The 26,136-nt window shown below is 45.1% G+C and carries 24 protein-coding genes; 13 read left to right on the forward strand and 11 right to left on the reverse strand.

Annotated features, from left to right (window positions below; all coding sequences use genetic code 11):
- Positions 1 to 27: 27 nt before the first annotated feature.
- Entirely contained in the window at positions 28 to 576 is a 549-nt protein-coding gene (locus DWW81_RS08210; protein ID WP_117877304.1) for a hypothetical protein, read from the forward strand.
- Between the two features lie 88 nt (positions 577 to 664).
- Here DWW81_RS08210 and DWW81_RS08215 read toward each other — a convergent pair whose 3' ends face one another.
- The 3 genes from DWW81_RS08215 to DWW81_RS08225 all read right to left on the reverse strand — a co-directional run bounded on the left by DWW81_RS08215 (position 665) and on the right by DWW81_RS08225 (position 3,869).
- The gene (locus DWW81_RS08215; protein WP_117897323.1) at positions 665 to 2,137 is read right to left on the reverse strand and encodes a hypothetical protein; all 1,473 of its coding nucleotides are present in this window, start codon (positions 2,135 to 2,137) and stop codon (positions 665 to 667) included.
- Complete coding sequence (locus DWW81_RS08220; RefSeq protein WP_117897324.1) at positions 2,134 to 2,694, reverse strand: RNA polymerase sigma factor; 561 nt, start codon at positions 2,692 to 2,694, stop codon at positions 2,134 to 2,136. Before DWW81_RS08220 ends, DWW81_RS08215 begins: the two co-directional genes overlap by 4 nt.
- A gap of 176 nt (positions 2,695 to 2,870) precedes the next feature.
- Positions 2,871 to 3,869 (reverse strand): aldolase catalytic domain-containing protein, encoded by a 999-nt coding sequence (locus DWW81_RS08225; protein ID WP_181982704.1) that lies wholly within the window; start codon positions 3,867 to 3,869, stop codon positions 2,871 to 2,873.
- Positions 3,870 to 4,235: 366 nt separating this feature from the next.
- On the opposite strand from DWW81_RS08225, the gene DWW81_RS08230 reads away from it, so the two are divergent.
- From DWW81_RS08230 to DWW81_RS08240, 3 genes are read left to right on the forward strand one after another with little or no spacing between them, the layout of a single operon-like run.
- A complete protein-coding gene (locus tag DWW81_RS08230) occupies positions 4,236 to 4,613 on the forward strand; it encodes a GntR family transcriptional regulator (RefSeq protein ID WP_046439432.1) in 378 nt (125 codons plus the stop codon).
- Complete coding sequence (locus tag DWW81_RS08235; protein WP_117897325.1) at positions 4,610 to 5,524, forward strand: ABC transporter ATP-binding protein; 915 nt, start codon at positions 4,610 to 4,612, stop codon at positions 5,522 to 5,524. The genes DWW81_RS08230 and DWW81_RS08235 overlap by 4 nt, the downstream gene beginning before the upstream one ends.
- Positions 5,505 to 6,980, forward strand: a complete 1,476-nt coding sequence (locus DWW81_RS08240; RefSeq protein ID WP_117897326.1) for a hypothetical protein — start codon at positions 5,505 to 5,507, stop codon at positions 6,978 to 6,980. The genes DWW81_RS08235 and DWW81_RS08240 overlap by 20 nt, the downstream gene beginning before the upstream one ends.
- A gap of 69 nt (positions 6,981 to 7,049) precedes the next feature.
- Here DWW81_RS08240 and DWW81_RS08245 read toward each other — a convergent pair whose 3' ends face one another.
- From DWW81_RS08245 to DWW81_RS08255, 3 genes are all read right to left on the reverse strand, one after another.
- The gene (locus tag DWW81_RS08245) at positions 7,050 to 8,315 is read right to left on the reverse strand and encodes a 2-hydroxyacyl-CoA dehydratase (protein ID WP_117897327.1); all 1,266 of its coding nucleotides are present in this window, start codon (positions 8,313 to 8,315) and stop codon (positions 7,050 to 7,052) included.
- Positions 8,315 to 11,293: an acyl-CoA dehydratase activase-related protein gene (locus DWW81_RS08250; RefSeq protein WP_117897328.1), complete on the reverse strand. Its 2,979-nt coding sequence runs from the start codon at positions 11,291 to 11,293 to the stop codon at positions 8,315 to 8,317. The genes DWW81_RS08245 and DWW81_RS08250 overlap by 1 nt, the downstream gene beginning before the upstream one ends.
- Before the next feature lie 216 nt (positions 11,294 to 11,509).
- Positions 11,510 to 13,036, reverse strand: coding sequence for a MoxR family ATPase (locus tag DWW81_RS08255; protein WP_117897329.1), 1,527 nt, complete (start codon positions 13,034 to 13,036; stop codon positions 11,510 to 11,512).
- 353 nt (positions 13,037 to 13,389) lie between these two features.
- Between DWW81_RS08255 and DWW81_RS08260 the strand changes: the two genes are divergently transcribed.
- From DWW81_RS08260 to DWW81_RS08300, 9 genes are all read left to right on the forward strand, one after another.
- Positions 13,390 to 14,232: an aldose 1-epimerase family protein gene (locus DWW81_RS08260; protein ID WP_117897330.1), complete on the forward strand. Its 843-nt coding sequence runs from the start codon at positions 13,390 to 13,392 to the stop codon at positions 14,230 to 14,232.
- Entirely contained in the window at positions 14,232 to 14,693 is a 462-nt protein-coding gene (dtd, locus tag DWW81_RS08265; protein ID WP_117897331.1) for a D-aminoacyl-tRNA deacylase, read from the forward strand. Before DWW81_RS08260 ends, dtd begins: the two co-directional genes overlap by 1 nt.
- The gene (locus DWW81_RS08270) at positions 14,690 to 15,031 is read left to right on the forward strand and encodes an ArsC/Spx/MgsR family protein (RefSeq protein ID WP_022287732.1); all 342 of its coding nucleotides are present in this window, start codon (positions 14,690 to 14,692) and stop codon (positions 15,029 to 15,031) included. The genes dtd and DWW81_RS08270 overlap by 4 nt, the downstream gene beginning before the upstream one ends.
- A gap of 104 nt (positions 15,032 to 15,135) precedes the next feature.
- A complete protein-coding gene (locus DWW81_RS08275) occupies positions 15,136 to 15,930 on the forward strand; it encodes an amidohydrolase family protein (protein WP_117897332.1) in 795 nt (264 codons plus the stop codon).
- A 33-nt stretch (positions 15,931 to 15,963) separates the two neighbouring features.
- Positions 15,964 to 16,590 (forward strand): SH3 domain-containing protein, encoded by a 627-nt coding sequence (locus DWW81_RS08280; RefSeq protein ID WP_117877321.1) that lies wholly within the window; start codon positions 15,964 to 15,966, stop codon positions 16,588 to 16,590.
- A gap of 14 nt (positions 16,591 to 16,604) precedes the next feature.
- Positions 16,605 to 17,111 carry a DUF6106 family protein gene (locus DWW81_RS08285; RefSeq protein ID WP_117857854.1) on the forward strand — a complete coding sequence of 169 codons (507 nt, stop codon included), beginning with the start codon at positions 16,605 to 16,607 and terminating at the stop codon, positions 17,109 to 17,111.
- 2 nt (positions 17,112 to 17,113) lie between these two features.
- On the forward strand, positions 17,114 to 17,497 hold the full coding sequence (gene acpS / locus DWW81_RS08290; protein ID WP_117897333.1) for a holo-ACP synthase: 384 nt from the start codon (positions 17,114 to 17,116) through the stop codon (positions 17,495 to 17,497).
- On the forward strand, positions 17,490 to 19,013 hold the full coding sequence (locus tag DWW81_RS08295) for an NAD(P)H-hydrate dehydratase (protein ID WP_242989587.1): 1,524 nt from the start codon (positions 17,490 to 17,492) through the stop codon (positions 19,011 to 19,013). Before acpS ends, DWW81_RS08295 begins: the two co-directional genes overlap by 8 nt.
- A gap of 60 nt (positions 19,014 to 19,073) precedes the next feature.
- Positions 19,074 to 19,568 carry a hypothetical protein gene (locus DWW81_RS08300; protein ID WP_147338973.1) on the forward strand — a complete coding sequence of 165 codons (495 nt, stop codon included), beginning with the start codon at positions 19,074 to 19,076 and terminating at the stop codon, positions 19,566 to 19,568.
- A 47-nt stretch (positions 19,569 to 19,615) separates the two neighbouring features.
- Here DWW81_RS08300 and DWW81_RS08305 read toward each other — a convergent pair whose 3' ends face one another.
- The 5 genes from DWW81_RS08305 to DWW81_RS08330 all read right to left on the reverse strand — a co-directional run bounded on the left by DWW81_RS08305 (position 19,616) and on the right by DWW81_RS08330 (position 26,135).
- Positions 19,616 to 20,485 (reverse strand): hypothetical protein, encoded by an 870-nt coding sequence (locus DWW81_RS08305; protein ID WP_117897335.1) that lies wholly within the window; start codon positions 20,483 to 20,485, stop codon positions 19,616 to 19,618.
- Between the two features lie 250 nt (positions 20,486 to 20,735).
- Entirely contained in the window at positions 20,736 to 21,608 is an 873-nt protein-coding gene (locus DWW81_RS08310) for an NPXTG-anchored protein (protein ID WP_117897336.1), read from the reverse strand.
- A 206-nt stretch (positions 21,609 to 21,814) separates the two neighbouring features.
- The gene (locus DWW81_RS08320) at positions 21,815 to 22,576 is read right to left on the reverse strand and encodes an amino acid ABC transporter ATP-binding protein (protein ID WP_117897337.1); all 762 of its coding nucleotides are present in this window, start codon (positions 22,574 to 22,576) and stop codon (positions 21,815 to 21,817) included.
- Between the two features lie 11 nt (positions 22,577 to 22,587).
- Positions 22,588 to 23,298, reverse strand: coding sequence for an amino acid ABC transporter permease (locus tag DWW81_RS08325; protein WP_041337372.1), 711 nt, complete (start codon positions 23,296 to 23,298; stop codon positions 22,588 to 22,590).
- A 305-nt stretch (positions 23,299 to 23,603) separates the two neighbouring features.
- The gene (locus DWW81_RS08330; RefSeq protein WP_117897338.1) at positions 23,604 to 26,135 is read right to left on the reverse strand and encodes an AMP-binding protein; all 2,532 of its coding nucleotides are present in this window, start codon (positions 26,133 to 26,135) and stop codon (positions 23,604 to 23,606) included.
- Position 26,136 lies beyond the last annotated feature (1 nt).

Below are 26,136 nucleotides of genomic sequence, written 5' to 3' on the forward strand. Positions count from 1 at the left end.
TATACTATTTTTATCGGGAGTATTAAAATGGAAAAATACAACAAACAAAAAGCTATACTCACCGCACTGCTGAAATGGGTGGAAACAGAGTTCTTCGGAATTTTCGTATTTCTCTTTTTTATCGCAGTTGCAAAGCCTTTCGGTGCATTGGCAAATATAATTTTCGGTCTTACAGGACTTCTTACAGTTGTCTGCCTTATGGCTGACTTTGGTCTGAAACAGGGAGAGGAAGCCAGAAATAAGGTCACATTCCACGGTGAAAAGGATTGCCCTGACTATGGCTTCACACTTGGCCTTATTGCAAGCATACCATGCTATATCACAATGATACTGCTGATGATATCAAAATTCAGCGGCTCGTTCAACTTCATGCCTGCCTACAAGCTTCTTGACGCCTGCTTCTATCCTCTTATAGACTGGGCTGCCCACTCTGCCGACGTAAAAGATATGTCCCCATTTGTTTTCATCATGACCGCCATATTCCCACTACTCTATCCGTTTGCCACATGGATAGGCTTCAAAATATCCTACAAGCAGATAGACGTAAAAGAGCGTGTGGTCTACAAACACAAATAAAACAAGCCTGCCGTATCGATTTGATACGACAGGCTTTTATCTTTTATCGAAAAAAACTCAGTTCTCCACTATACATTAAACTATTTCATTACTGAAAATCTATCTCTATATCTTTTAGCGTCACATAGTTTACTCCATTGCAGTTTTTATCGCTTGCAGTGTTTGCGATAAGCGTTATCTTTGCCGTGCCTTTCACGTAGTCGGCACCAATATCCGTCTTGTTGTCATACGTGTAGCTCTCTCCGGCTTTGAGCAAAGTGTTCATGGTGTTTCTGTCGCCATTTTCGCCATAGCTCGTGGAATTGCCCTTACTGTCCTCTGTGGTGATATACTGGTCAGTCGTGAAGTCAAGCACCATGTCTTTGTCCCAGTTGTTTGTGTAGGTAATATGGCTTATGAACTCGCCTCCGCTTACCTCATAGGAGTATTTCGCCGTGAGCCTGCCGTCCTTTGTTGTAAAGGTATTGTCCCCAACGTCCTCAAAATAGTCGATATATCCAATATCAACTTCGTCGGCCATATCAGAATCGTCCTTGGCGACAGAAGTCACTGCTTTCTCACTAGGGTCAACATCGCCAGCGACCTCAGCGTTTTTCTTTTCGTCAGTGTATTCGCAGTTCTCATTGAGCCAGTTTTCAAGCTTTTCTGCCTTTTCACCGCCTATATCAAATTTTAATATATCTCCTGCAAAAAGCTGAACATACAGATCTCCGTTAGCAGTAAAATAAGCCGTACCGTTGACGTCAAGTCTTTCTACATAGAAACTTATTGTTATTCCGCCCTCAATGTAATATTCATCATCATTTGTTACCGACAAATTAATATCAGGGTCGCTCTCATAAGCATCTCCCTCATAGACCGCATTGTATGAACCATTATCGTCCTTTAACAGGTCAAGCAGATTTGAGAGGTCAATATTAGTATACTTTCTGAGCCCGCCCATTCCTGCATCATTGTAAGCATAGTCCACATGAGCCGTTTTTTCAAGACTTACGTCATTTATTATGTCATCAAGGGTCATATCGACTTTGTAATCAGGTGAGTATTTCCAATCATCATACCACGCCACAGAGCCGTCATCAAAGACCACCGCCAGATAAACGCTTGGTGACAAGTCCTTTATTGAATAAATATCCGCTTTTGTTGTTTCCTTTTTGTTTGTCTCATAGTTTTCCGTTTCAAGAGTCATGGTGGTGAGCTTGCTGTCAAGAAAAGACTTATCAACATGTCCCATTGAAACATATTCCACATCGTTATATTCAAACGTCTCATATTTTGCATTCATTGCATATTCGTCCCAAGGAACTCTATATGACACTGTTGCTTCCTCGTCTGCCATCTGCTGGTCAGCCGCAGACTTTGCCTTTATATCTTTGTCCGACCTGCCTGCAAACATCATAACACCCGTCGCCGCAGCGATAACACCACAGGCCGCCACAGCCACCCACTTTTTCCACACGGTTTTTATCTTTACTCCGCTTCCGCTCTGCCGACACTCCTCGATAAAATGCTCGTCAGCATTTTCCAAAGCTTTGAAAATATCCTCTCCTGTTGTTTTCATAAAAGAACTCCCTCCTTTTCAAGCAAAGCCTTTAACTTATTTCTGCTTCTGAAAAGGCTCGCCTTAACTGTGTTCAGGTTCATAGCATACTTTTTTGATATCTCTTTTATAGGTACTGCAAACCAATATCGCTGGAGAAATATATTTCTGTCTCTCTCCTGCAACTCACCAAGAAATTCGTTTATAAGCCCCTCAAGATGTCTGCCGTCGCAAAGACTCTCGGTGGTGTCATTGTCAGGTATGCACTCGTCAAGCTCCTCCAGGACCGCCGCTATCTCACCCTTACCACGCTTTGCGGCCTTTGACGCACGATATCTGTCAAATGCGATATTTCTTGTTATCCGCCCGAAAAATGCCGACAGCATTCTGGGTTTCTGTGGCGGAATGGAGTTCCATGCCCTGAGCCAAGTTTCGTTCACGCACTCCTCCGTGTCCTCCCTGACTCCAAGAATATTGTAGCCCACAGAATAACAGTATCCGCCGTATTTCATATCCGATTGTGAAATAGCCTGCTGATCTCTGCTTTCATAAAGCTCGATTATCTTGCTGTCTTCCATTTTCCGCCCCCCTATACAATATACTTCATTGAAAGTCCTTTCACCTATAATGACGAGATGTCCGCCAAAAGGTTTTATGAAAACGCAAAATAATTATAACATAAGATAAAAAATTTTGCAACACAAAAACGACGTCCCACATCACTATGGAAACGCCGTTTATATGAAGAATGATTTTATGACAACTCGTTAAGAAGATCCATATACAATTCGTTGTAATCTGTTCTGTTATCCTTCAGGAATGCGATAGCCGCACGAGGGTGGCGGTTGAGCGCACCTGTGAGCATATAAGGCACGTCATAGCCCCACTGTGAACCCTTTGCCCTCTCCTCAGCAACGTACTTTTCAACAAATTTCAGTGTAGGAGTAAGCTTGTAGTTAGGGTTTCTCAGGAAGCTGAGCATCTGCTCCATGAAGCAGTTTCCTGCACCTCTGCCCATTCCGCTCATTGTAGCGTCAGCAAAGCTTGCACCGTGAGAAATGCTCTCGATAGTGTTTGCAAAAGCGAGCTGCTGATTGTTGTGCATATGAACGCCCACCTTTTTGCCACTTGCCTCAGCCACCTCGCAATACTGAGCCGTGAGTCTTCTCACCTGCTCAGGGAAAAGAGAGCCGTAGCTGTCAACAAGATAGATAACGTCAACAGGGCTTTTTGCCACAAGGTCAAGAGCCTGTGCGATATCGTCCTCACGGCTTGCAGAAACAGCCATGATGTTGATAGTAGTTTCATAGCCCATATCGTGGCAGTAGTTTATCATCTCCAGCGCACCAGGCATCTGATGAGTGTACGTTGCGATCCTTATCATGTCGATAACGCTCTCGCTCTTTGGCAGGATATCCTTCTTGAAATCACATCTGCCAACGTCAGCCATAACAGAAAGCTTCAGAGGGCTGTCATTCTCGCCCACGATAGCTCTGATATCTTCCTCATCACAGAACTTCCACTTACCGAACACCTTGACGTCAAAAAGCTCCTTAGAAGCCTTGTAGCCGAACTCCATGTATTCAACGCCTGATTTTATGTTAGTTTTATAGAGTTCTTTTACAAACTCGTCTGAAAATCCAAAATTATTTACAAGTCCTCCGTCACGGATAGTTGCGTCCAGAAGCTTTATATCAGGACGATATGACATAAGGTCACCTTTCTGATTTATTGTCTTTGCCTGATTTGCCATTGTGATTACTTCCTTTCCAAAAGCAGACCCTTACCATGTCTGTATAAGTTCATCGCTTTAAAGATTTTATGCTTTTAAGCTTTTATGTATTAAAGTATAGCACCATTTTTCATCCCTGTCAATAGTCCCAAAGCCCTTTAAACACATTTTTTACATTTTAATAATATTTCTCTCCCCAAAGCCTGAACTTTTGTACATTTCCAACTATCAAAACGACGCAGTATTGTGATAAGTACTGAAAAATATCCACGCTCCTTGACAAATCAGACTTATAGTTGTATACTCTAAGTGTACTACAACAGATAATACAGTTAGTACAGCAGAACAAATGAAACGAAACAACAAAATCGAAAGGAGGTATTCAAGGTGATAACGCTTGATCTTACAGGAAGAGCACCTATCTACGAACAGATATGCAGCCAGTTCTCAAGCCTTATATCAAAAGGCGTGCTGAAAGAAAACGATAAGCTACCAAGCTCAAGAATGTTGGCAAAGGAACTGGGTCTGAATCCAAACACAGTCGCCAAAGCCTATAGCAGACTTGAGCATGACGAGATAATATATTCCGTAGCAGGAAAAGGCTGTTTTGTGGCAAAGCAGAAAGGCTCTATAGAGAAAAAATTGCTGGAAGAATTTAAGCTCCATGCCGCCGCCGCAATGCAGGCAGGCATAAGCCTTGGATCGCTTACCTCCGTCCTTGAAGAACTGGCGGAGGAACAGAAAGAAAGGAGTGACAAAGAATGATAGAAATAAAAGACCTGTCACTTACATTCAAAAACGCAGACGAAGATCACGAGGCACTGAAAGCCGTCACCCTGGATATCCCCGAGGGCTGCATATACGGCTTTGTAGGCTCGAACGGAGCAGGCAAATCCACCCTGCTGCGTGTTATAAGCGGGATCTACCGCCCCGACAGCGGCAGCGTCACCATTGACAAAACAGAGGTCTATGACCGGCCGCAGGCTAAAGAGAACATCTTCTTTGTGAGCGACGAAACGGTGCAGTTTTCAAGACTGACAGTGAATGACCTGAAAAGCTTTTACCAAAGCAGCTACCCGACCTTTGACGACAAGGTGTTCGATGACCTTATCTCAAAGCTTGACCTGCCACGGAAGAAACCGCTGTCCCAGTTTTCAAAGGGCATGAAAAGACAGGCTATCGTTGTGGCTGCACTTGCCTGCCGAACAAAGTATATCCTCCTTGACGAGGCTTTTGACGGCCTTGACCCTGCCATGCGAAAGCTTATCCGCACAATGATAGTTGACGATATTTTCGACCGTGGTGCGACCCTTGTGGTGTCCTCACACAACATCACCGAGATAGGCGAGCTTTGCGACAAAGCAATGCTCCTGCACAAAGGCGAAGTCATTTTTGCCAAGGATATCGATGATGTAAGAGAGGGCTTTGAAAAGGTGCAGATAGCCTTGCCTGAGGGCGAGCTTGACCGCTCCGCCATAGAAAACGCAGGCGTCGAAGTGCTCAGTTTCAAAAAACTCGGAAGAGTTTCCACCGTTGTGGCAAAGGGCGAAAAAGCGGATATCACCGCAAAGCTTTCTGCTCTCTCCCCTGCCGTTCTGGAGCTTGTCCCTCTCACACTTGAAGAGATTTTCATTTACGAAATGGAGGTGCGTGGATATGCTGTCAGTGAAGAATAGAATAATAAAGACCTCACGCCGTGACTTCAGAGTAAACAAACTGCTTTTCATCATCACAAACCTTGTGCTGTTCATAAACTTCATCATGCAGATGTCCATGCGGAAGTTCATCACCTACTACAGTGAGAGCGTGACGAACAGTTACACAGGCTATGGTCTTGCCCAGGCAGGCTCTGTGGCGATAGCGTTGTGTGCAGTATTTACAGTTTTTACCCTTTTCCATGAGCTTTACAGCAAGCCACACGCAGACCTTGCGTATTCTCTCCCAGCCAGTGCAAAAGAACGCTTCTTCTCAAAGCTTCTCACCCTGCTGAAACTGCATATCCTGCCGGTCATATTCTGGAACATCATTCAGTTTATCGCCATATTCCTCACAACGGATATCACCTTGTACATGGTAGCAAGATATTCCGCAGTGCTGATGTTCACAGAACTTGCCACGAGCCTTTTCGTGATACTTGCGGTGCTTTTGTGTATGATATGCTGTGGCAGGCTTGCAGAAATGATATACACAGCGGTGATAATAACAGTCTGCGAAGCGGCTCTCCCTGCTTGCATATACTATTCCACAATTAGTCCATTTACAGTTCAGTACCCATACGATATTGAAAATTTCGTTACCTATTGTCCTGCATGGAGCGCCATTTCCGCCAAGCTTATGGAATTTGGCTACTCCACAAAAGTCCTGCTTCTTCTCATTGGAAGCACAATTTTCTCAGCTCTGCTTATCACACTTTTGTATTTCCTCTACAAAAAGCGTGACGGCAAGGACACGGGCAAGCCGTTCATATTCAGTGCCTATCGTGAAATTATACTTATCCTAGCCGTAGTCACTGTAACGACTTACGTCCTCTCCGACACAAGCAACCTGATACTTCTTCCTGCACTTCTCTTGGGCTATCTCCTTGTGAGAATACTATCATCAAACAGCAAGCTTACAATAATCCGCTTTGTGAAATGGGTAGGCATTTTCGCAGTGTATATGGTAATCATTTTCGGAGTGAACATTCTGGCATACTTCTGCAATGGCTTTACAGGCAAGATAGATGAAGCAAAGCTTACTGAATACAATCATGTGTGGGCGTTGAACACAACAACAGATGACATAACAGCTTCCTATATTTCAAGCCACCAAAATCCGCAGGACAAAAACACCCTCACAAAAGACGAGACCATGCAGATAATAGATATCTACAACAGCGCCTTTGACAGCCGCAAAAAGAGTATCAGCGACTATATACACCACTTTAAAAGAACACAGAACCAAGTAAATATAGTAAGCATAATAATAAGGACTTACGATACAGACGATATATATAACAACGATGATATCGACTATATCGACTTTGATTTCAACGTATCAAAAGCCGAGGCGGATAAAGTCACCGAGAAACTTAAAGCCCTGAGCTTTATCGCACCCGAACAGATACATGAACAGAAAAGCTACAATTATTAAGCCTGCTTTTTGCACAAAACAACCCCCTCCGAGCCACGCTCCAAGGGGGTTTTATCTTTCTGTTCTCTATTAATCCATGACCGCATTAGCAAGCATAAGCTTGATACGGTTCTCCTGATTGACCTTTGTCGCACCAGGGTCATAGTCGATAGCGACTATATTTGCGTCCGGATAAGCCTGCTTGATAGTTCTTGACATACCCTTTGCAACAATATGGTTAGGCAGACAGCCGAATGGCTGAGTGCAGATTATGTTCTTTGTACCTGTTTCTGCAAGAGCTGCCATTTCAGCAGTGATAAGCCAGCCCTCGCCCATTTTAACACCCTGACTGATGTACTTATCAGCACACTTTCTAAGGTGTTCAAAATCATGAGGCGGCTGGAAAATGCCCTGCTCGTTGATGATCTTTATCTGCTGCTTCTGGAACTTGTAAAGCACGTCATAACCAATGCCGTACATAAGAGTGCGGCTGGTTTTCTTGTCATAAAGCTTCTCGTCATTGATAGCGTCAGACGCACAGTAAAGCACGAAGTCCAACAGTCCAGGCACGTTAGGCTCACAGCCCTCAGACAGCAGAAAATCGTTAAGGTGATTGTTTGCCAGAGGCGAATACTTTACATATATCTCTCCCACAATACCGACCTTAGGCTTCTTCTCCTTTGTCCTCGGCAGTGCCGCAAAGTCTTTGAGCATAGCATTGTAAATGCTCTTTGTGTGCATATATCTGCTCGGGGTAGCAAACAGCTTTCCAAGCCTGTGCTGCCACCTTGCCAAAAGCTCGTCCGTAGAATTTTTCTCTATCTCGTAAGGCTTGCACTGATTGTACAAAAGCATGAGCATATCGCCGTAAAGCACAGCATAAATAAGCTTCATTGCAATGGCAGGGGTGATATCTATAGAAGCGTCCTTTTCAAGTCCGCTGAAATTCAGCGACAGAACAGGCACTTCAGGAAACTGCGTTGACAGCGCCTTTCTTATAAGGTGGATATAGTTTGAAGCACGACAGCCGCCGCCCGTCTGCGACATAAGCAGAGCCGTGTGTTCAAGGTCGTACTTGCCGCTTTTGAGAGCGTCCATAAACTGTCCGATAACAAGAAGCGCAGGATAGCAGGCGTCATTATGTGTGTTTTTAAGTCCCTCGTCTATAACGTTTCGTGAGCAGTTTTGCAAAAGCTCCATGTTATAGCCGTATTTTTTGTATATCGCCATGATAAGCTTGAAGTGTATAGGAAGCATATCAGGTATAAGTATAGTGTATTCCTCACGTCTTGACTTGTCAAAATAAGACCTTTTCACTCTGTCCGAGCCTGCGTGTTTTATCTCTTTTTCAGCCATTACATTGCCTCCTTGTCCATTTTCTTCTCAGCATTTGCGCTGGCTTCTTTTTCCTCCAGTGCCGCCGCCAAAGACCTGAGTCTTATCTTAGCCGCACCGAGATTCGTTATCTCGTCTATCTTTAGCTGAGTGTAAAGCTTGCCCTTTTCTTCAAGTATCGCTCTTACCTCGTCTGTTGTAACAGCGTCGATACCACAGCCAAAGGATACAAGCTGAACGAGCTGCATATCATCATTCTCGCATACATACTCTGCCGCTCTGTAAAGCCTTGAGTGATAAGTCCACTGATTGAGTACGTCAAGTGGAGGTGTATCCACTTTCATCGCCACGCTGTCCTCGGTAATAACAGCAAAGCCAAGAGAAGCGATAAGCTTGTGTATGCCGTGGTTTATCTCAGGATCGATGTGGTAAGGTCTGCCTGCCAGAACGATTATTTTCTGACCCTTCGCCCTTGCCTCAGCGATTATCTCCTGCGCCTTAGCCTCAATATCCCTATGGTATCTCACCTGCTCAGAATAAGCCTTGTTAAGCACTCCAAGCACCTGCTTTGCAGTGATGTTATACTTTGAAAGCGCTCTTGCCATTGCCTTTGCAACGTGCTTTTTGATGTTTATGTCAAGATAAGGCATGATAAAATTATCATCATTCAGCTTGTCATTGTTAGCTTTAAGAAGCTCAGGATAATAAGCGACAACAGGACAGTTGTAGTGGTTATCCGACTGACCCTCGTCAGCATTGTAGCTCATGCAAGGATAGAATATAAAGTCCACGCCCTTGTCAAGGAGGCTCTCTATATGGCCGTGACAAAGCTTTGCAGGATAACATACCGTATCAGACGGAATAGTTTGCTGACCCTTGTAATATGTATCTCTCGTTGACTCCTCAGACAGCACCACCTCAAAACCAAGGCTTGTGAGCAGTGTTGAGAAAAACGGCATAAGGTCATAATAAGACAGTGCCAGCGGCAGTCCCACCTTTGCAATAGGTTTTGCAGGCTTGTTGTCAGCATAAGAGAGTATCTTGTTATACTTATACTCTATCATGTTTTCCGTTCTGTCGGTTATCTTTATGCCTGCACCCTTTTCACAGCGGTTTCCGGAAGTAAACCTTCTGCCGTCATTAAATTTTATTATAGTAAGGTTACAGTGCGCACCACAGCCTCCGCACTGAACGGCTCTTGAATTGTAAGCAAATTCTTCAAGTTGAGCCTTTGTAAGAACGCCTGACTTGCCGTCCCTGCCCTGAGATTTTTCTTTTGCGAAAAGCGCACAGCCGAACGCACCCATAAGTCCCGCAATGGCAGGTCTTATAACGTTTCTGCCAAGCTCCATTTCAAATGACCTGAGTACAGCGTCGTTAAGGAACGTTCCGCCCTGAACGACTATATTCTTGCCAAGCTCGTCAATAGACTTGGCTCTTATTACCTTGTAGACTGCGTTCTTGATGATAGACGAAGAAAGTCCTGCAGAGATATCCTCAACGGAAGCTCCGTCCTTTTGCGCCTGCTTTACAGATGAGTTCATGAACACTGTACATCTTGAGCCAAGCTCCACAGGTGCTTTTGCAAACAGGCCGAGCCTTGCAAACTCTGCAATGTCATATCCCATTGCACCTGCAAAAGTCTGAATGAACGAGCCACAGCCTGATGAACAAGCCTCGTTGAGCATAATGCTGTCGATAGCATTGTTTTTTATCTTAAAGCACTTTATATCCTGTCCGCCGATATCAATAATAAAATCAACGTCGGGACAGAAATAAGCCGCCGCCTTATAGTGCGCAACAGTTTCAACTATACCATAGTCAACTCCCAGACCTGCCTTTATAAGATCCTCACCGTAGCCTGTTACCGCAGAAGCCTTTATGTTAAGCTCAGGGGTAGCAAGATTGTATATCTCCTCCAGTTTTGAAGCGATTATATCCAGCGGCTGACCCTTGTTTGAGCAGTAGTGCTGATAAAGAAGCTTTCCGTCAGGTGTGATAAGCACAAGCTTTGTGGTTGTCGAACCTGCGTCTATGCCAAGATAAGCGTCGCCCTTGTAAGTTCTGATGTCTTCATATTTAAGGTCAGACTTCTTGTGTCTTTCCACGAAAGCATTATATTCCTCACGGCTTGCAAACAGTGGCTTGCCTACCACGATATTGTCAGTAGCCTTTGCGTTCACTATCTTGTCAAGGGCTTCGTCTATAGTCATTTCCTCCGCCAGCGTGTCAGCATGAAGTGCCGCACCGAAAGCCATATAGCATGAAGAATTTTCAGGAAGTATAGCGTGTTCCTCGTCAAGGTTCAAAGTAGTTCTGAATGCCTTTCTCAGTGCACTGAGATATGTAAGCGGACCGCCAAGGAAAAGCACCTGACCGCCGATCTTTCTGCCCTGTGCCAGACCCGAAACTGTCTGGTCAACAACAGCCTGAAAGATAGACGCAGATATGTCCTCTTTTCTTGCGCCCTGATTAAGAAGCGGCTGAATATCAGACTTTGCGAAAACACCACATCTTGAAGCGATAGGATAAGTCTTTTCAGCCTTAAGAGCAAGGTCGTTCATCTCGTCAGGGGTAACGCCCAAAAGTCCTGCCATCTGGTCGATAAAAGCACCTGTTCCGCCTGCGCAAGAGCCGTTCATACGCTGTTCAACGCCCCCTGTGAGGAAGATTATCTTAGCGTCCTCACCGCCAAGTTCAACCACAACGTCAGCCTTTGGATACTTCTTGTTTACAGCGATAAAAGCAGAAAAGACCTCCTGCACGAAAGAGATACCGCTTGCCTCAGCGATGCCAAGACCTGCCGAGCCTGTTATGGCTATCCTGAACTTGTCCTCAGGATAAAGCTCTCTGATAGCACGCAGCTGCTCAGCCACCGTTTCCCTGACCTTTGAAAAGTGTCTTTCATATTTGTTATAAATAAACTCGCCATCGTCAAGAATTACCGTCTTGACCGTGGTCGAACCTACGTCTATGCCTAAATCATAAATCTTGCCCATAGTAAAAACCTCACTGATTCTCGTTTGTACATTCTTAGTTATTATATCACACTTTTTCGCAAATTACAAGCTTTTTATATTAACAAATATGTATGCGTTCAGCTCAAAAGCCATTTAAAAACCAAAACGGGCGAACGTCCGTCACCCCCACTCTGTAGTAAAACATTGTAGAGGAGAACAGTGTTCGCCCGTGTGATATTCATTTTGTATCTATGCTTATTCCTGCTCTAAAAGGCAATCAGTAAGATTAAGGTCATAGAGATTGTTGTAGGTAGGCTGCTGAACAGGCTCACCTGCAAGTCTGTAGAACTGCTCTGAGCCGTACTTCTTGATGAAGTTTGTGGTGTGGCAATTTACTTTCAGCTCCTCGATAAACTTCTTCATAACATTGCTGTCAGCGCCATAAGCATTCTCAAGGAAGTCAAAAGCATATTTCAGACCATTCATAGACTGCTGTGTAACGTTGTTTGCGCCATGGAGCAGATTGTTGAAGGAGTTCTGCAAAATAACAGTACAGCGGTTTTTGTTATCTCTTCCCTCGTTCGTACACTTATCAAGATAAGCTTCAAGATTGTGAAGAATCCAGTGCTGTATCTTCTTGTTTGACGGCGAGATGTTTCTTGCTCTTACCGCCTTGTCAAGGCTCTTGTTGCAGTCCATGATGTGTTCACTGATTATCTGACGGCATGAAAGACCATTGTTTATCTTCACAAGGATATCTTCCATTCTCGGGTGGATAAGTCTTATCATCTTCTCCATTTGGATACAGCTTCTCATCGTGTATGTGATGCCGTCCATAAGCAGATTCATAAGAGCCACAGCCTCCTCAGTGCCTGCCGCTCTTGCGTCAGCAATGTTCTGAGCAGTTATGCCGCCCTCGAGGATAGCGTCAACGTCATATTTCTCACGATAGTAGTTGAATCTGTCATAATATTCCGCAAAGCCCTTTGAGAACTCTGGGTTCTGTACATACTGAGCAGCCAGAGCGTGGTCAACAAGGATACCGCTCTCCTCATAAAGCTGCATCATTTCAGAAAGGTCCTCCCAGCCACGGGCAGTAACAAAGCGGTAGTTGTTCTTATCGCTTGCGTCTACCATATAATAGTGGTCAGGGTGAAGCTCAAGATATGATATGATAGCAGGGTGAACGCCTGCATAGTAAGCATATTCCTTCCAAACGCCAAAATCAGGCTGACACTCGACTCTCTTAACACGGTCGAGAGTAACGATATCGAACTCAGAAACAGACTTGTTGAACTCAGGCGGGTTACCTGCCGTAACAACTACCCAACCTGCCGGAACCTGATGAAGTCCGAAAACCTTATACTGCAAAAACTGGAGCATTGCAGGAGCAAGGGACTCGGAAACGCAGTTGATCTCATCGAGAAAGAGAATACCCTCTTTAATGCCAGTGGCTTCGATAGTGTCATAAAGAGTAGCCACGATCTCACTCATCGTGTACTCGGATATCTGCACGTCAGCACCGGTGTAGTTTCTATGTACAATAACAGGAAGACCGAGGGCAGACTCTCTTGTGTGGTGGGACATCGAGTAGGTAACAAGGTTTACGCCGGTTTCCTGAGCTATCTGCTCCATGATAGCGGTCTTACCGATACCAGGTGCGCCAAGCAGGAACACAGGTCTCTGATGTTCTATGCTAATTCGGTAATCGCCAAATTCGTCTTTAATGAGATAGGCTTGTATTGCATTAAGTATCTGTTGTTTTGCGTCTTTAATATTCATAGTCATTTCTCCTCAGTGCAGTCTGAAGCTGTGAACAAAAAGCACTGCACAATTAAATAATCTTACCATTTTATTATAGACTATCTCCAAATTAAAGTCAATAGTCATCACAAGTTTTGTCAGCTTACACAAACAATTGAAAATATTTTAGTTATTCTGTATCAAAGTCATAAAATTTAACTGTTAAAATATTGATATCAGAACAGAATTTTCAACAGACTTTTAAATTTTTTCAAACGTTTTCGCCCATACCCAGCCGACCTCAAAACCTCACTGCTCACTTGGTTTTGACATCTCCCAAACAATGTGCTATAATAATAAGGTATAAAATTTTTCTCTCGGAGGTCTGATCTATGCTTTATGAAATAAAAAATGATAAACTCTCTGTCTCAGCCGACACTTTCGGTGCTGAGCTTCACTCTATCAAACTGGACGGCAAAGAATATCTCTGGCAATGTGGTGACGCTTGGAAACGCTACGCTCCTATCCTCTTCCCGTTCATATGCTCCCCTAAAGACCGCACCTACAAGGCAGGCGGTCAGGAATATCACATGGCTGCAAACCACGGCTTCGCCCGTGACAGCGAATTTGCTTTCTCAGGCAGCACAAAAAATTCACTGAGCTTTACCCTCAAAGACAATGACGTGACACTTGCTCAATACCCATATCACTTTGAGCTTGAAGTCACCTACTCCATAAAAGGTTCAAAAGTCACCGTCACAAACACAGTAAAAAACACTGATGAAAAGGCTATGTACTTCTATCTCGGCGGTCACCCTGCTTTTATCTGCGATATCCAAGGTGGCAAATGCACAGTTGAGTACGAGAAAAACGAGCATATAGTTCAGCCTATCCCAAACGGCGAGAGGACTATCCTTGACGGTGAAAAGACTATCACTCTAACAAGAGAGCTTTTCGACTATGACGTTATCATGAAAGACCACCCTGTTTCAAAGGCTATCACCCTGAAAAAGTCTGACGGCGGTTTCGTAAAGCTGTCATTCCCACATTCTGACTGCATTGCCGTATGGACTTCCACGGGCGACCCTAACGCTCAGTTTATCTGCCTTGAGCCTTGGACTAGCGTGCCCGTTTACGAGGACGACGCTTTCGAGGATATCGAAAACAAGCCTCACGCTATCAAGCTTGCACCTGATGCCGTTTACACCTACAGCTACACCGTGGAGGTGGGCTGATGAGAGCGGTAATACAGAGGGTCACAAGTGCAAAAGTTGAGGTCGAGGGCAAGGTCACAGGCGAGATAGAAAAGGGCTTTCTGATACTTTTCGGAGTAGGTCAGGAGGACACTGAGACTGACTGCGACAAGCTTGCAGACAAGATATCAAAGCTTCGCATTTTCGCTGACGAGAATGACAAGACAAATCTTTCTATAAATGATGTTGGCGGAGATATTCTTTGCGTTTCACAGTTCACCCTTTATGCAGATTGTCACCACGGCAACCGCCCGTCATTTATCTATGCAGGCAAGCCTGATGAAGCCAACAGACTTTATGAATACTTCTGCAAGGTCTGCGGTGAAAAAATTACAGGCAAGGTAGAAAAGGGCGTTTTCGGTGCAGACATGAAAGTTTCACTGCTCAATGACGGTCCTTTTACTATCATTCTTGAATGCAGAAACGGAGAGATAATCCCATGAACATACAGATATTCGGCAAGTCAAAATCCTTTGACACCAAAAAGGCCGAACGTTATTTCAAAGAGCGTGGAATAAAGTTCCAATCTGTTGACCTGCCTACAAAGGGGCTTAGCAAGGGCGAGCTTAACTCAGTGCTTGCGGCTGTCGGCGACATCGACAAGCTTATCGACCCAAAGGCAAAGGGAGAGCAGGCAATGCTCATAAAATATCTTGGAAGCACCGAGGAAAAGATAGAAAAGCTTCTTGACTATCCCGAGCTTTTTGCCGCACCTATCGTAAGAAACGGCAAGAAAGCCACAGTAGGCTTCTGCCCCGAGGTGTGGAAAAGCTGGGAATAGCTCTAGATGAAAATACTGTGAAAATTGCCGATATTCGTTGAAAGAGGCTTGAATTTGTGGTATAATACCATATGGAAAAGTATTTTCAGAAAGAGATGTTTTAAATGGTAATTGATTTTCACGTTCACGCCTTTAATCCAAAGGTAGCGGAAAAGGCTGTTGAAAAGCTTCAGGCTCAAAGCGGCATAACCCCTTTCACAAGAGGCACTGCGGAGGAAACTATACAGCGTTTTGACGAATGGGGCATTGACAAGGGCGTGCTGTTATCAGTGGCGACAAAGCCTGCTCAGCAGAGAGTTATAAACGATTGGTGTGCCCAACAGGACGGCGGAAGATTTATAAGCTTCGGTGGAATACACCCTGACGCTGAGGACTATGAGCAGGAGATAGCCCACATAAAGGAGCTTGGACTTCACGGCATAAAGCTTCACCCTGATTATCAGGGCTTTATGATAGATGATGAGCGCATGGACAAGATATATGACGCCATTGAAAGAGCCGACCTGCCTGTTATATTCCATTCGGGCTATGACTGCGTTTCCCCTGACCTTATCCACTCCACACCTGAGAGGGCGCTGAACATGATAAAAAAGCACCCTAAGCTCAAGGTCATTCTTGCACATCTTGGTGCAAACATGATGTGGGAGCAGGTGCGTGACGTTTTGGCAGGAGTTGACGGTGAAGTTTATTTTGACACCGCTTTCACAAGTATGTGTCCTGACGAGCTTATGCAGGCTATCGTTGAAAAGCATGGGGCTGACAGGATACTTTTTGCAAGCGACTGCCCTTGGGACAGTTCCTACCTTATAAAAGAAAAGATACTGCGCTTGAACATTTCCGAGGATAACAAAGATAAAATTCTCGGTGGCAACGCAGAAAGACTTCTTGGCTTAAAATAAAATTGTGTAAATTCTGAAAAGAGGATATAAAAAATGAGATCAAAACTGCTTGCGGCTGTGCTGGCTTGTTCTACGGTTTTCGGGCTTGCGTCATGTGGGGCAATGCTTCCAGAAAGCTCCTCCGAAACGGAGACCACCACGGGTACTGCCGCCCAGAGAGTTATAGAGACCACAAAGACCGCCACAATGGGTGACGATTATGACGAGGACGATGAGGATTACGAGGGCTACACCACCACCACTTCTGTGACGGCAGGCACACTTGAAAACCCTGACGTGAGCATTGACGAGGGCTACGACCCTGACATAATCGCAACGGCAACAAAGAGAACGACCACCACAACAACCACAACATCTGCCGAAACAAAGGCGACTAAAAAGACCACCACCACAAAGTTCAAAAAGGACGCACTTTTCCCTTTGGGCGATGATGTGAAATACCCTGATTCTATCCCATTTCTTGTAAAGTCAGACACCTCTTATCTTAATCTCAGATACGGTCCGTCAAAGAAATATGACGTGATAGAAAAGATACCTGACGGCAAGACCATAAACGGCTACGGCGAGAGAACAGACGGCGACGGAAACATATGGGTATATGTAAAATATAACAATAAAAGCGGCTGGGTAATGAAAGAGCTTCTCAGCGGCACTGAATAAACGGAGGACAAATAATGGACAGCTTCAAAGAACAAATAGTTCGCAAGATCCCCACAAAGAACGATAAGATACAGAAAATTTTCATCATGATAGCAAGCGTGGCACTTGCCGCACTGTGCTTCATTTTCCCATTCGGCACGCAGTTTTCTGTAATAGGCATTTTTCTTGCCGCCGCCGCACTTTATGGCGGTTATTATCTTACAACAAAACTCGATGTGGAGTATGAATACATTTTCACAAACGGAGAAATAGACGTTGACAAGATAACGGCTCAGCGTTCAAGAAAGCGCCTTATCACATTCCGTTGCGGCAGTGCGACAGATTTCGGCATTGCTGACGAGAATTTCTCTGTGCCAGAGGGCGCAACACAGGTCCTTGCCTGCGCTTGTGACGATAGCCTTACAGACTACTACATAACATTCAACCACAAAAATCTCGGGCTTACAACTGTTATCTTCACACCTGATGATGATATGCTGGAGCTTATGAAGCCTGCGCTTCCGAGAACACTGAGGAAATAAAAATGAAAATATTTGTCGGAACTGATCTTATTGAGATCGAACGCATAAAAAAAAGCTGTCAGAGCCGACGTTTCTGTGAAAGGGTTTACTCCGAAAAGGAGCTGACCCTTTTTTCACAGAAGAAAAACCCATACGAATCCATGGCGGCGAATTGGGCGGCTAAGGAAAGCTTCGCAAAGGCTTTAGGCACTGGGGTCGAGGGCTTCGCCTTGAACGAGGTGTCATGCTTGCGTGACGAGATTGGCTGTCCTTATCTGGAGCTTACAGGGAATGCGCTTTTGGCGGCTGAAAATAGGGGGCTGACCTTTGCGGTGTCACTTTCCCACATCAAGGATATCGCTTCGGCAGTGGTGATAGCTTATGAAAAGGAGGATAAAAATGGATAGGATATTGACAGTGGAGCAAATGACATTTTGCGAGCATGAGGCTGAAAAATATGGCGTGAGCCTTGCTCAGCTCATGGACAATGCGGCGGCACAGCTTGCGGAGGTCATTGCGAGCAACTCAACTGCGTCCTCAAAGATAGTACTTCTTATCGGCAAGGGCAACAATGGCGGTGACGGACTTGTGGCGGCAAATTTACTTGTGGAACAAGGCCTCAAGCCTGCGGTGTTCCTATGCTGTGGCGAGCCTGACACTGACCTTTCTTCGGCAGCGTATGCTAGGCTTGATAAGAGCGTAGAGGTGCTGAAAGCTGAAAATGCGCTGGATTTTATCGAGGGTGCTGACGTGCTTGTGGACTGCATTTTCGGAACGGGTTTTCATGGAAGCCTGCGTGAAAATATCCTGCCAGTGTTCAGAGCTTGTGAAAAATGTGAAGGCATGAAGATAGCCTGCGACCTGCCGTCGGGAGTAAATGCACGGAATGGTCAGGCTGACAAGCTGTCGTTCAAGACTGACGTGACAGTGACCTTTCATCGTGGCAAGCTGGGTCTTTATTTACAGCCTGCGGTGGACTTTTGCGGTGAAATTCTGGTAAAAGATATCGGTATTGACGAGCGTTGCGAGAATACCCTATACCCTGTTATAACGCCTTTTGACGTGGTAAAAGCAAGGGCGGCACTGCCTTTTAGACCTGCTGACGGACACAAGGGCACGTTCGGCAAGGTGGTGAGCGTGGCAGGCTCAGAGAGCTATATAGGTGCGGCAGGGCTTTCAGCAATGGCGGCAATGCGAACAGGCGTGGGACTTTTTGAGCTTTGCACTGCAAAAAGCGTAGTCAACTCCCTGTCGGCTGGTATGTATGAATGTACATACTCGGCAATGAAAACCGACAAGGACGGCTTTATGGTGGCTGAAAATGCGGAGACGATACTGAAAAAGTGCAAAAAGGCAAGCTGTTTGCTGATAGGCTGTGGGCTTGGTCACACGGCTCAGACCGAGAAGCTTGTGGCGGAGCTTATAGAAAATGCTGAGATACCTATAGTTTTGGACGCTGACGGAATAAATTCACTTTGTCCGAATATAGATGTACTGTTGAAGAAGAAAAGTACAGTTATCCTCACCCCTCACCCTGCGGAGCTTGCAAGGCTTTGTGGCGTGACTGTGGGCGAGGTCATGTCGGACAGACTTGGGTTTGCATATAGGCTGTCGGAAAAATATGGCGTGATGGTGCTTGCGAAGTCAGCTGACACCTTTGCGGTGGGCTGTGGAAAAGTTTATCTTTGCACCGAAGGCACAACTGCTCTTGCAAAGGGTGGCTCAGGGGATATGCTTGCAGGCATTGTTTCATCCTATGTAGCTCAGGGGTGCAACGCTCTCGATGCGGCGGCACTTGGGTCGTTCACACTTGGCTCGACGGCACTACTTGCAGGATACAAAAAATCTGAGCGTGGAACCATTGCAAGAGATGTTATTGACGCTTTGCCACGATTTTTGTATGACCTTGAAAATGCCGACTAGGCTGTACTAAAAACAAAGACCTTCTTCTTATGAAGAGGGTCTTTTCTAATGGAGGGCAAAATGAAAAGAACAAAGGCATTTTTTCTCACGATTTTGGCGGTAATGGGCTTATGCTCATGCGGTGAAAGCACCGAAGTCAAACCCGTAAAGCTGGCAGAGGATTACAAGACACCGGCTGAATTCACCATTGACGGCACGGAATACGTCGCAAGCTTCACCCGTGGGGGCGCAGATATGTGGGAGTGTGAGATAACTGCGCCAGAAACTGTCAGCGGTATGGTGATAACCTGCTCAGGAGAAAGCGCACGACTTGAATACAAGGGTTTGACCTACGAAACTGACCGAGGAAACATTCCCGAAAGCTCCGCTGTAACAATGACCGCCGCTGTGCTTGACAAGCTTATTTCGCAGAAAGGCGTGACGTATCTCAAAAATGACAAGGGAGAAATCACCGCCACGGGTCAGATAAAAGGGCAGGATTTTTCGGCTAAAATCAATGGCGGAAAGGTAAAAAGCTTGAAGATATCAGGGGAGGTAAGCGTAAAATTCACATAAAAAAAGGTGCAGAGAAAATCTGCACCTTTCTTATGTATGGAAATGAATTATTTACCAAAGTTTGCGCAAGCGATAACGTTACCGTCCTCGTCCTCAAATCTGAGGTCAGCAATGTAGAAATCAGCTTGGTTTGGAATGCCCCATCTCATAAGTGAAACATACTGTGGTTCAGTTGAGTTTACAAATGTAGCACCGTCCTTGATACCAGGTCTCATTGTAAGCTCATAGGAACCCCACTCAGATGTCCACTCAGCCTCGCCGAAGTCATAGAGGTCGTTCCAGCTGTTTTCGCCTTCACCTGTTGTAGGCTGTGTAACGAATGCGCCCATGAAGTTACCAGGAACGAGTGATTTTGTGCCGTCGTCACCAGTGAACTCGCCAACTGCCTTTGTAACTACGTCAGCCTTGATAGTGAAGATCTTCTCAAGATCAGCTTCATGACCCTCAAAGAACTTCTCCATGTGGAACTTGATCTTAGGGATCTTGTAGTTGCCATTATCCTGATCGAGAACCTCGACCTTGAGCATTGGAACACCTGCAAGTTCCTCAATAGAGAGATTTACATGAGACTCATCGTTCTCGTAATCCTTCTCAGCGAAAGGTTCAACGATAGAAGCAACGTCCATATCCTTCTTGAAATATACAGAAGCCTCTTCATAGTTCTTCAGAGTAGCTGGCATTTCGGAAATATCCTTTGCAGCCTCACCCTCAGACTCTGTGCCGGAAGCGGCTGTTGAATCAGCTGTTGACTCAGGAGCAGCTGTTGTTGTAGTAGCCTCTGTTGTTGTAGCAGCTGTAGTTGTTGTAGTAGTTTTTGCCTCAGCCTTTGATGAAGAAGAATCATCAGAGCTGCCGCAAGAAGCGAACATAGCACTTGTAAGTGTAAGTGCAAGAGCGCAAGCTAAAAACTTTTTCATTTTAATAACCTCCGTTTAATTGTCATGCTATACACATAGCCTGACCTATATTTACTTTTGTATTATAACACAATTGTCACATATTTTCAATATACTATTTGCACAATTTAAGCGCATGATTTCATATGTTTTGCACAGAAATCGTTTACAAATTAGTGCAGGTTACACAAACGAACAAAAAAACAGAGCCTTCCGAATGACAGAAAGCTCTGTATAAATTCACTTATTCAAGTGTGTTATCTGTGAGAGATTACTTTCTCTTAGAGATAACGATAGCTGCACCAGCAAGTGCTACGCCAGCGAGTGCAAGACCAGCTGTTGCGCCTGTAGCTGCTGTTTTGTCAGAAGCTGCTGCTGAAGAAGTAGCTGCTGTGCTTGTTGTGCCAGCCTTTGAAGATGTAGCTGCTGTTGAAGTAGCTGCTGCAGAAGATGTCTTAGAATCGTCCTTCTTGGAGTCAGTCTTAGAATCTGTGCCTGAAGCTGTTGAATCAGTTTTAGAGCTTGACTCCTCAGCTACTGGCTTCTTCTGAACTTCCTTCTTGTCCTTGTTAGAACCAGCCTCGTAGATAGCATTGCCGTCAGCGCCAAGAACCTTAACGCCTACAACGTCGATGCCCTTAAGGTCAGCTGCCCAGTTGTTGATACCAACTGCTGCATAACCCTTTTCCTCATCGTCAACTGCGTCAAAGAGAGGTGTCTCGCTCTTGTACTCAAGAACGTATGTACCTTCCTCGTCTGTTGTGTAGCAGAGTGTGTCCTTTGGCTTCTCATCGTCAACCCAAGAGCCGCCAGCCCAATCCTTAGCGTTCCAGCCGTTCTTTGTGTCGTTGAAGTTGATGGATCCGCCGCCGCCGATTGTGTTCCAGTCGTTGTTGTCAACCTTGATAGTGAAAGATGCACCGTAAACAGCTGTGATATCAGTGATACCGTCCTTAACTACGTTGCCCTCAGAATCATCGCCTCTAAAGAAAATTGCGAAAAGGTCATCCTGAGTCTGTCTGCCGATTGCAAGAAGGTCATCGCTTACGTTGAGCTTTGTGCCTGCTGCTGATGCTGGGATCATTGCCATAGAAGCTACGATAGCTGCTGCTGACATACCAGCGAGAATCTTAGAAATTTTCATCGTTAATCTCCTCCATATGAATATAGTTTTATGAATTGTCATTCAATTCTAGTCTTATTATAGCAGACTTTTTCCCTAAAATCAAGGGGTTTTCACGTTTTTTATTCCAAAAAGTGTTGAAATTTCTAACAATATTGTCACACTTCTTTTGTGCATTAATCACAGAAAACGTTATCATTTCTTGCTTTTTACAACAATTGTCAGTCCTATCTGTCATTGAATCTCTGCAAGAACTGCTTGGTTCTTTCGTTTTGCGTCTGACCGAAAACTTCCTCCGGAGTACCCTCCTCCACGATATAGCCATCGTCCATAAAGATAACATGGTTTGCCACATCACGGGCAAATGCCATTTCATGGGTGACGATAACCATGGTCATTTTCTCTTTGGCAAGCTCTTTTATTACCTTTAATATCTCCCCTGTAAGCTCAGGGTCAAGGGCGGAGGTCGGCTCGTCAAAGAAAAGTATCTGCGGTTTCAAAGCCAATGCTCTTGCAATAGATACACGCTGCTGCTGACCGCCTGAAAGCTCGCATGGATAAGACTTGCCTTTAGTTTCGAGTCCCATTTTTTTCAGAAGCTCCTCACAGTTGGCTTTTGCCTCGGCTTTTGGCTGTTTAAGGACATGGAGAGGGGCTTCCATTATATTCTGATTTACAGAAAAGTGCGGAAAAAGGTTGAAGTTTTGGAACACCAAACCGATCTTCAGCCTAATATCTCTCAGCGTTTTAGAAGGAGCGTACACCGCTTTGCCGTTTTCCGTTCGGAACATATTCACGCCGTCAACGTTTATCTCTCCGCCGTCTGCTTTTTCAAGCTGGTTTATACAGCGCAGAAGCGTTGATTTACCGCTGCCCGACGGACCTATTATTGCGACTACCTCGCCCACCTCAACGTTAAAAGAAATATCTTTGAGCACCCTAAGGCTGTCAAAGCTTTTGGAAATATTTTTCACTTCAAGAATAGCCATATGAGTTCTCCTTATTTATAATAGTCGAATTTCTTTTCTATAACGGCAAATGCTACCGTCACGATAGCGTTGAGCACAAAATAGAATGCGCCTGCGATAAAAAGCGGTGTTATTGAGCTATACAGGTTCATCTGCTGTTTTGCCTTCATTGTTATCTCAGCAAATGCGATAACGTTTGCGAGAGAGGTATCCTTTACAAGGACGATGACCTCATTCGATGTGGCAGGGATAACACGCTTTGTGACCTGCGGCAGAATTATCCTAAAAAATGTCTGCATTTTTGTCATGCCGAGCATTGAAGCCGCTTCGTACTGACCCTTTGGGATAGCCTCGATACCGCCTCTGAATATCTCTGCAAAATAAGCCGCATAGTTAAGGACAAATGCCGTAACAAGGGCGATAAACATATAGTTCTCGTTGTTTTTTATATTGGTAAGCACGTCATATACACCGCCTGTTTTGCCCTGCTTTGCGGCGCTTGCGATAATAAGCGGCACTGCATAGTAGATAGCGATTATCTGAAGCATGAGCGGCGTGCCACGCATGACAAGTATATAGAGATTTGTCAGCCACGAGATAGGCTTGAAGCGGCATTTTTTCAGCATTGTCACAAGCACTCCCACAGGTATGGATAGCACGATAGTCCATGCAAAAAGCTTCAGGGTATTAGGCAGGAACTCCAGCAGGATCTCCGTGACCTTTTTTACTTCCTCAAAAGTCATAAATATTCATTCCTTAACAAAATATTACGATAACACGTCACCGTATCAGCGTATTAATACATTATACTACATATTTTGCGACTTGTCAAACGGAAAGAGTGAGGAGTGAGGAATGAGGAGTGAGGAATGAAGGTATCGCCTGCGGCGATGATTTTTTTATTGCGAACTGCGTTCGCACAATTAACTCACCAACGTTCTTATTAACTTACCTCTTGGAGTATCTCAAACTACAGCTATGCTAATTCCTCATTCCTCATTCCTAATTCCTAATTCCTCATTTGTCATTCCTCACTCCTCACTTTAAATCAGTTCTCTTCGTTTTTCAAGGCAAGAACAGAATCACGGACTTTCGCCATAAGTTCCTCAGGGCTTTCCCCGTTTGGATATATCGGTTCGCCGTAAACGACTTTGACCTTATATTTGCTAAGACGCTTCCAGTTGAAAAGCCTTGGGAGCTTTCTGTCTGGCGGGAATATCTCGTGTCCGCCTTTGATGTAGGCTGGTACTATAGGTACATTGGCTTCGATAGCAAGAACGGCTGCACCGCTTTTGAACTTGCCCATTTCACCGGTTTTGCTTCTTGTACCCTCCGGGTGAACCAGCACACCCCATTTCTGACCAAGCTTTTTACGCAGAGCCGCCATTGTTTCATCTACTCTTCCGCCCCTGTCAACAGGCACCATACCGCCTACTCTTACAATAAGTCGGCTGGCTAAACTGCCGTTAAAAAGCTCTTTTTTCGCCATACAGCAGAATTTTGCAAAACGCTCGTATCTGAAATTCAGGGTGAGGAAGATAAAATCGAAGTTTGAAACGTGATTTGCACAGATTATATAGCCGTCCTTATCAGGTAGATTTTCCTCGTTTGCGACCTTGACCTCATAGAAGGCTGTCACAAGATTTCTGTAAAAGCGGTAAATACGATAGTCTATCTTTTTCTTGTCCAGAGGATAGAGCATTGATTTCACTGTCTGGGGCTTTATGCGGTTTGGGTTTTGAACGAGGGAGATAAGCTTGCCCACTGTCATGTTCTTATCCATACAGCCGTCAACACGCACACCACTGAACTCCTCTATCTCCAATGCAAGCTCGATAGCTGAGAGGGAGTCTATGGTGAACTCCTGCAAAAATTTTGTACTGAGCTTGACTTCATTCGGCTGAACGTGTGCTATTTTTGCCACGGCGTTTCTCACCATTGACGGGATATCCGACGGGTCGATACTATTTTTCGCCTGCTTTGTAAGGCTGTCAAGGTCATCCTCCATGACCATTTTCTTCAGCAGATAACGCTTTGGCTTGCCGATAGCCGTTCTTGGTATAGAATCCACAAAATGTATGCCGCTTAGCTTCATTGCCTGACCTGCGGAGGAGCTTATCTCTTTTAGCTTTTCTTCCGTCTGCTCACGCTTATCCTCAGCACAGACCACAAAGGCGTGCACCTCGTCATAGCTTCCCTCTTTCGCAGGCACTCCGCAGACCACAAGCTCGTCAACGCTCTCGATGCCCCTATAAACCTGTTCGATATCGTCAGGGGCGGCTTTTTTGCCTGTGGATAGTACGATATTTTCTTTGCATCTGCCGAGAATGACAATATTTTTATGCTTATCGAACTTTGCAAGGTCGCCTGACTTGAACCAGCCGTCAGGATTGAAAGCTTCATCTGTGGACTTTTTGTCGCCATAGTAGCCTATCATCATATAAGGTGACTTTATGAGAAGCTCACCGCTGCGGTCGATTTTAACTTTTATATCAGGATATGGCTTGCCGCAGGTGTCAGCATAGACGTGCTTGCCATATGTGCCGATAGTTGGTATGCTCGTTTCGGTCGCACCGTAGTTGTTCACAATATTAAAGCCTGTGCCATAGAAGAAATCAAATGTATCCTTTGACATCGGCGAGCCTGCGGAGCAGAGAAATCTAAGCTCACCGCCCAAGGCTTTGTGTATCTTTGCGAAGATCTTTTTGCCGCTGTTTATGCCGTAGATCTTACGCTGATGAAGTGCAACAGGAAACATTTTCTTGAAAAGTGCTGAAGATACTTTGCCCCCGTTGATCTGCTGCATTATCTGGGTTTTTAAAAGCTCATAGACCTTTGGCACGCCCGGGAAAACTGTAGGCTTGAAGTTTTGGAAGCCTGCGGAAAGACCATTTGCGGAGAGAGACTCAATAAAGCACACTGTTCCGCCTGTGAGGAGAGGGGCTAAGACCTGTGCAAAAAGTCCGTAGATATGGCTGTTTGGCAGTATTCCGAGATAGCGTTCGTTATCGGTTATGCCGTTGCACTCGCAGACCATTTTGCAGGAATTTATCTGAGAATCGTGGGTGTGCATTATGCCTGAGGCTGTCCTTGTCGTACCGCTTGAAAAGATTATCACTGCGATATCAGGATCGCCTACTTCACCTTGGCGGAGTATATTTTTCCCTGAACCGTCAAGTCTGTCAAGCTGGTTTTGGATATCGAGAACTGGGATATTTTTCACGCTTGTAAGCTTCTTTGCCGCCTTTTGAGAAGCGACAACGCACACGGGCTGTGACTTTTTCACCAGTGCGACAAGCTCTGCCGCAGGAAGTGAATAATCCAGAAGGACGGCTGTGGCATTTAGCTTTGCACAGGCGAGAAATGCGATATTCCACTCAGGTCTGCCCTCAGAGGCGATACAGACCCTATCCCCTGCCACAACGCCCATGGCTTTAAGGCGGCTGCAAAAAGCATCAGCCTGCTGCAAAGTTTGTCCGAATGTATATTCCTTTGTTTCACCCTCGTCATTCATCATCACGAGAGCGGTCTTGCTATAGCGGTTTATTGCCGTTTTTCTAAATTCGTTATAAATGTTCATA

The organism is Ruminococcus sp. AF17-1AC (genome assembly GCF_003461385.1).
Classification (GTDB): Bacteria; Bacillota; Clostridia; order Oscillospirales; family Ruminococcaceae; genus Hominimerdicola; species Hominimerdicola aceti.

Excerpts from the sequence above, each read along its gene's own strand:
- DWW81_RS08210 (WP_117877304.1), top strand. The coding sequence starts at position 28 with ATGGAAAAATACAACAAACAAAAAGCTATACTCACCGCACTGCTGAAA.
- DWW81_RS08215 (WP_117897323.1), bottom strand. The coding sequence starts at position 2,137 with ATGAAAACAACAGGAGAGGATATTTTCAAAGCTTTGGAAAATGCTGAC.
- DWW81_RS08220 (WP_117897324.1), bottom strand. The coding sequence starts at position 2,694 with ATGGAAGACAGCAAGATAATCGAGCTTTATGAAAGCAGAGATCAGCAG.
- DWW81_RS08225 (WP_181982704.1), bottom strand. The coding sequence starts at position 3,869 with ATGGCAAATCAGGCAAAGACAATAAATCAGAAAGGTGACCTTATGTCA.
- DWW81_RS08235 (WP_117897325.1), top strand. The coding sequence starts at position 4,610 with ATGATAGAAATAAAAGACCTGTCACTTACATTCAAAAACGCAGACGAA.
- DWW81_RS08240 (WP_117897326.1), top strand. The coding sequence starts at position 5,505 with ATGCTGTCAGTGAAGAATAGAATAATAAAGACCTCACGCCGTGACTTC.
- DWW81_RS08245 (WP_117897327.1), bottom strand. The coding sequence starts at position 8,315 with ATGGCTGAAAAAGAGATAAAACACGCAGGCTCGGACAGAGTGAAAAGG.
- DWW81_RS08250 (WP_117897328.1), bottom strand. The coding sequence starts at position 11,293 with ATGGGCAAGATTTATGATTTAGGCATAGACGTAGGTTCGACCACGGTC.
- DWW81_RS08255 (WP_117897329.1), bottom strand. The coding sequence starts at position 13,036 with ATGAATATTAAAGACGCAAAACAACAGATACTTAATGCAATACAAGCC.
- DWW81_RS08260 (WP_117897330.1), top strand. The coding sequence starts at position 13,390 with ATGCTTTATGAAATAAAAAATGATAAACTCTCTGTCTCAGCCGACACT.
- dtd (WP_117897331.1), top strand. The coding sequence starts at position 14,232 with ATGAGAGCGGTAATACAGAGGGTCACAAGTGCAAAAGTTGAGGTCGAG.
- DWW81_RS08270 (WP_022287732.1), top strand. The coding sequence starts at position 14,690 with ATGAACATACAGATATTCGGCAAGTCAAAATCCTTTGACACCAAAAAG.
- DWW81_RS08275 (WP_117897332.1), top strand. The coding sequence starts at position 15,136 with ATGGTAATTGATTTTCACGTTCACGCCTTTAATCCAAAGGTAGCGGAA.
- DWW81_RS08280 (WP_117877321.1), top strand. The coding sequence starts at position 15,964 with ATGAGATCAAAACTGCTTGCGGCTGTGCTGGCTTGTTCTACGGTTTTC.
- DWW81_RS08285 (WP_117857854.1), top strand. The coding sequence starts at position 16,605 with ATGGACAGCTTCAAAGAACAAATAGTTCGCAAGATCCCCACAAAGAAC.
- acpS (WP_117897333.1), top strand. The coding sequence starts at position 17,114 with ATGAAAATATTTGTCGGAACTGATCTTATTGAGATCGAACGCATAAAA.
- DWW81_RS08295 (WP_242989587.1), top strand. The coding sequence starts at position 17,490 with ATGGATAGGATATTGACAGTGGAGCAAATGACATTTTGCGAGCATGAG.
- DWW81_RS08300 (WP_147338973.1), top strand. The coding sequence starts at position 19,074 with ATGAAAAGAACAAAGGCATTTTTTCTCACGATTTTGGCGGTAATGGGC.
- DWW81_RS08305 (WP_117897335.1), bottom strand. The coding sequence starts at position 20,485 with ATGAAAAAGTTTTTAGCTTGCGCTCTTGCACTTACACTTACAAGTGCT.
- DWW81_RS08310 (WP_117897336.1), bottom strand. The coding sequence starts at position 21,608 with ATGAAAATTTCTAAGATTCTCGCTGGTATGTCAGCAGCAGCTATCGTA.
- DWW81_RS08320 (WP_117897337.1), bottom strand. The coding sequence starts at position 22,576 with ATGGCTATTCTTGAAGTGAAAAATATTTCCAAAAGCTTTGACAGCCTT.
- DWW81_RS08325 (WP_041337372.1), bottom strand. The coding sequence starts at position 23,298 with ATGACTTTTGAGGAAGTAAAAAAGGTCACGGAGATCCTGCTGGAGTTC.
- DWW81_RS08330 (WP_117897338.1), bottom strand. The coding sequence starts at position 26,135 with ATGAACATTTATAACGAATTTAGAAAAACGGCAATAAACCGCTATAGC.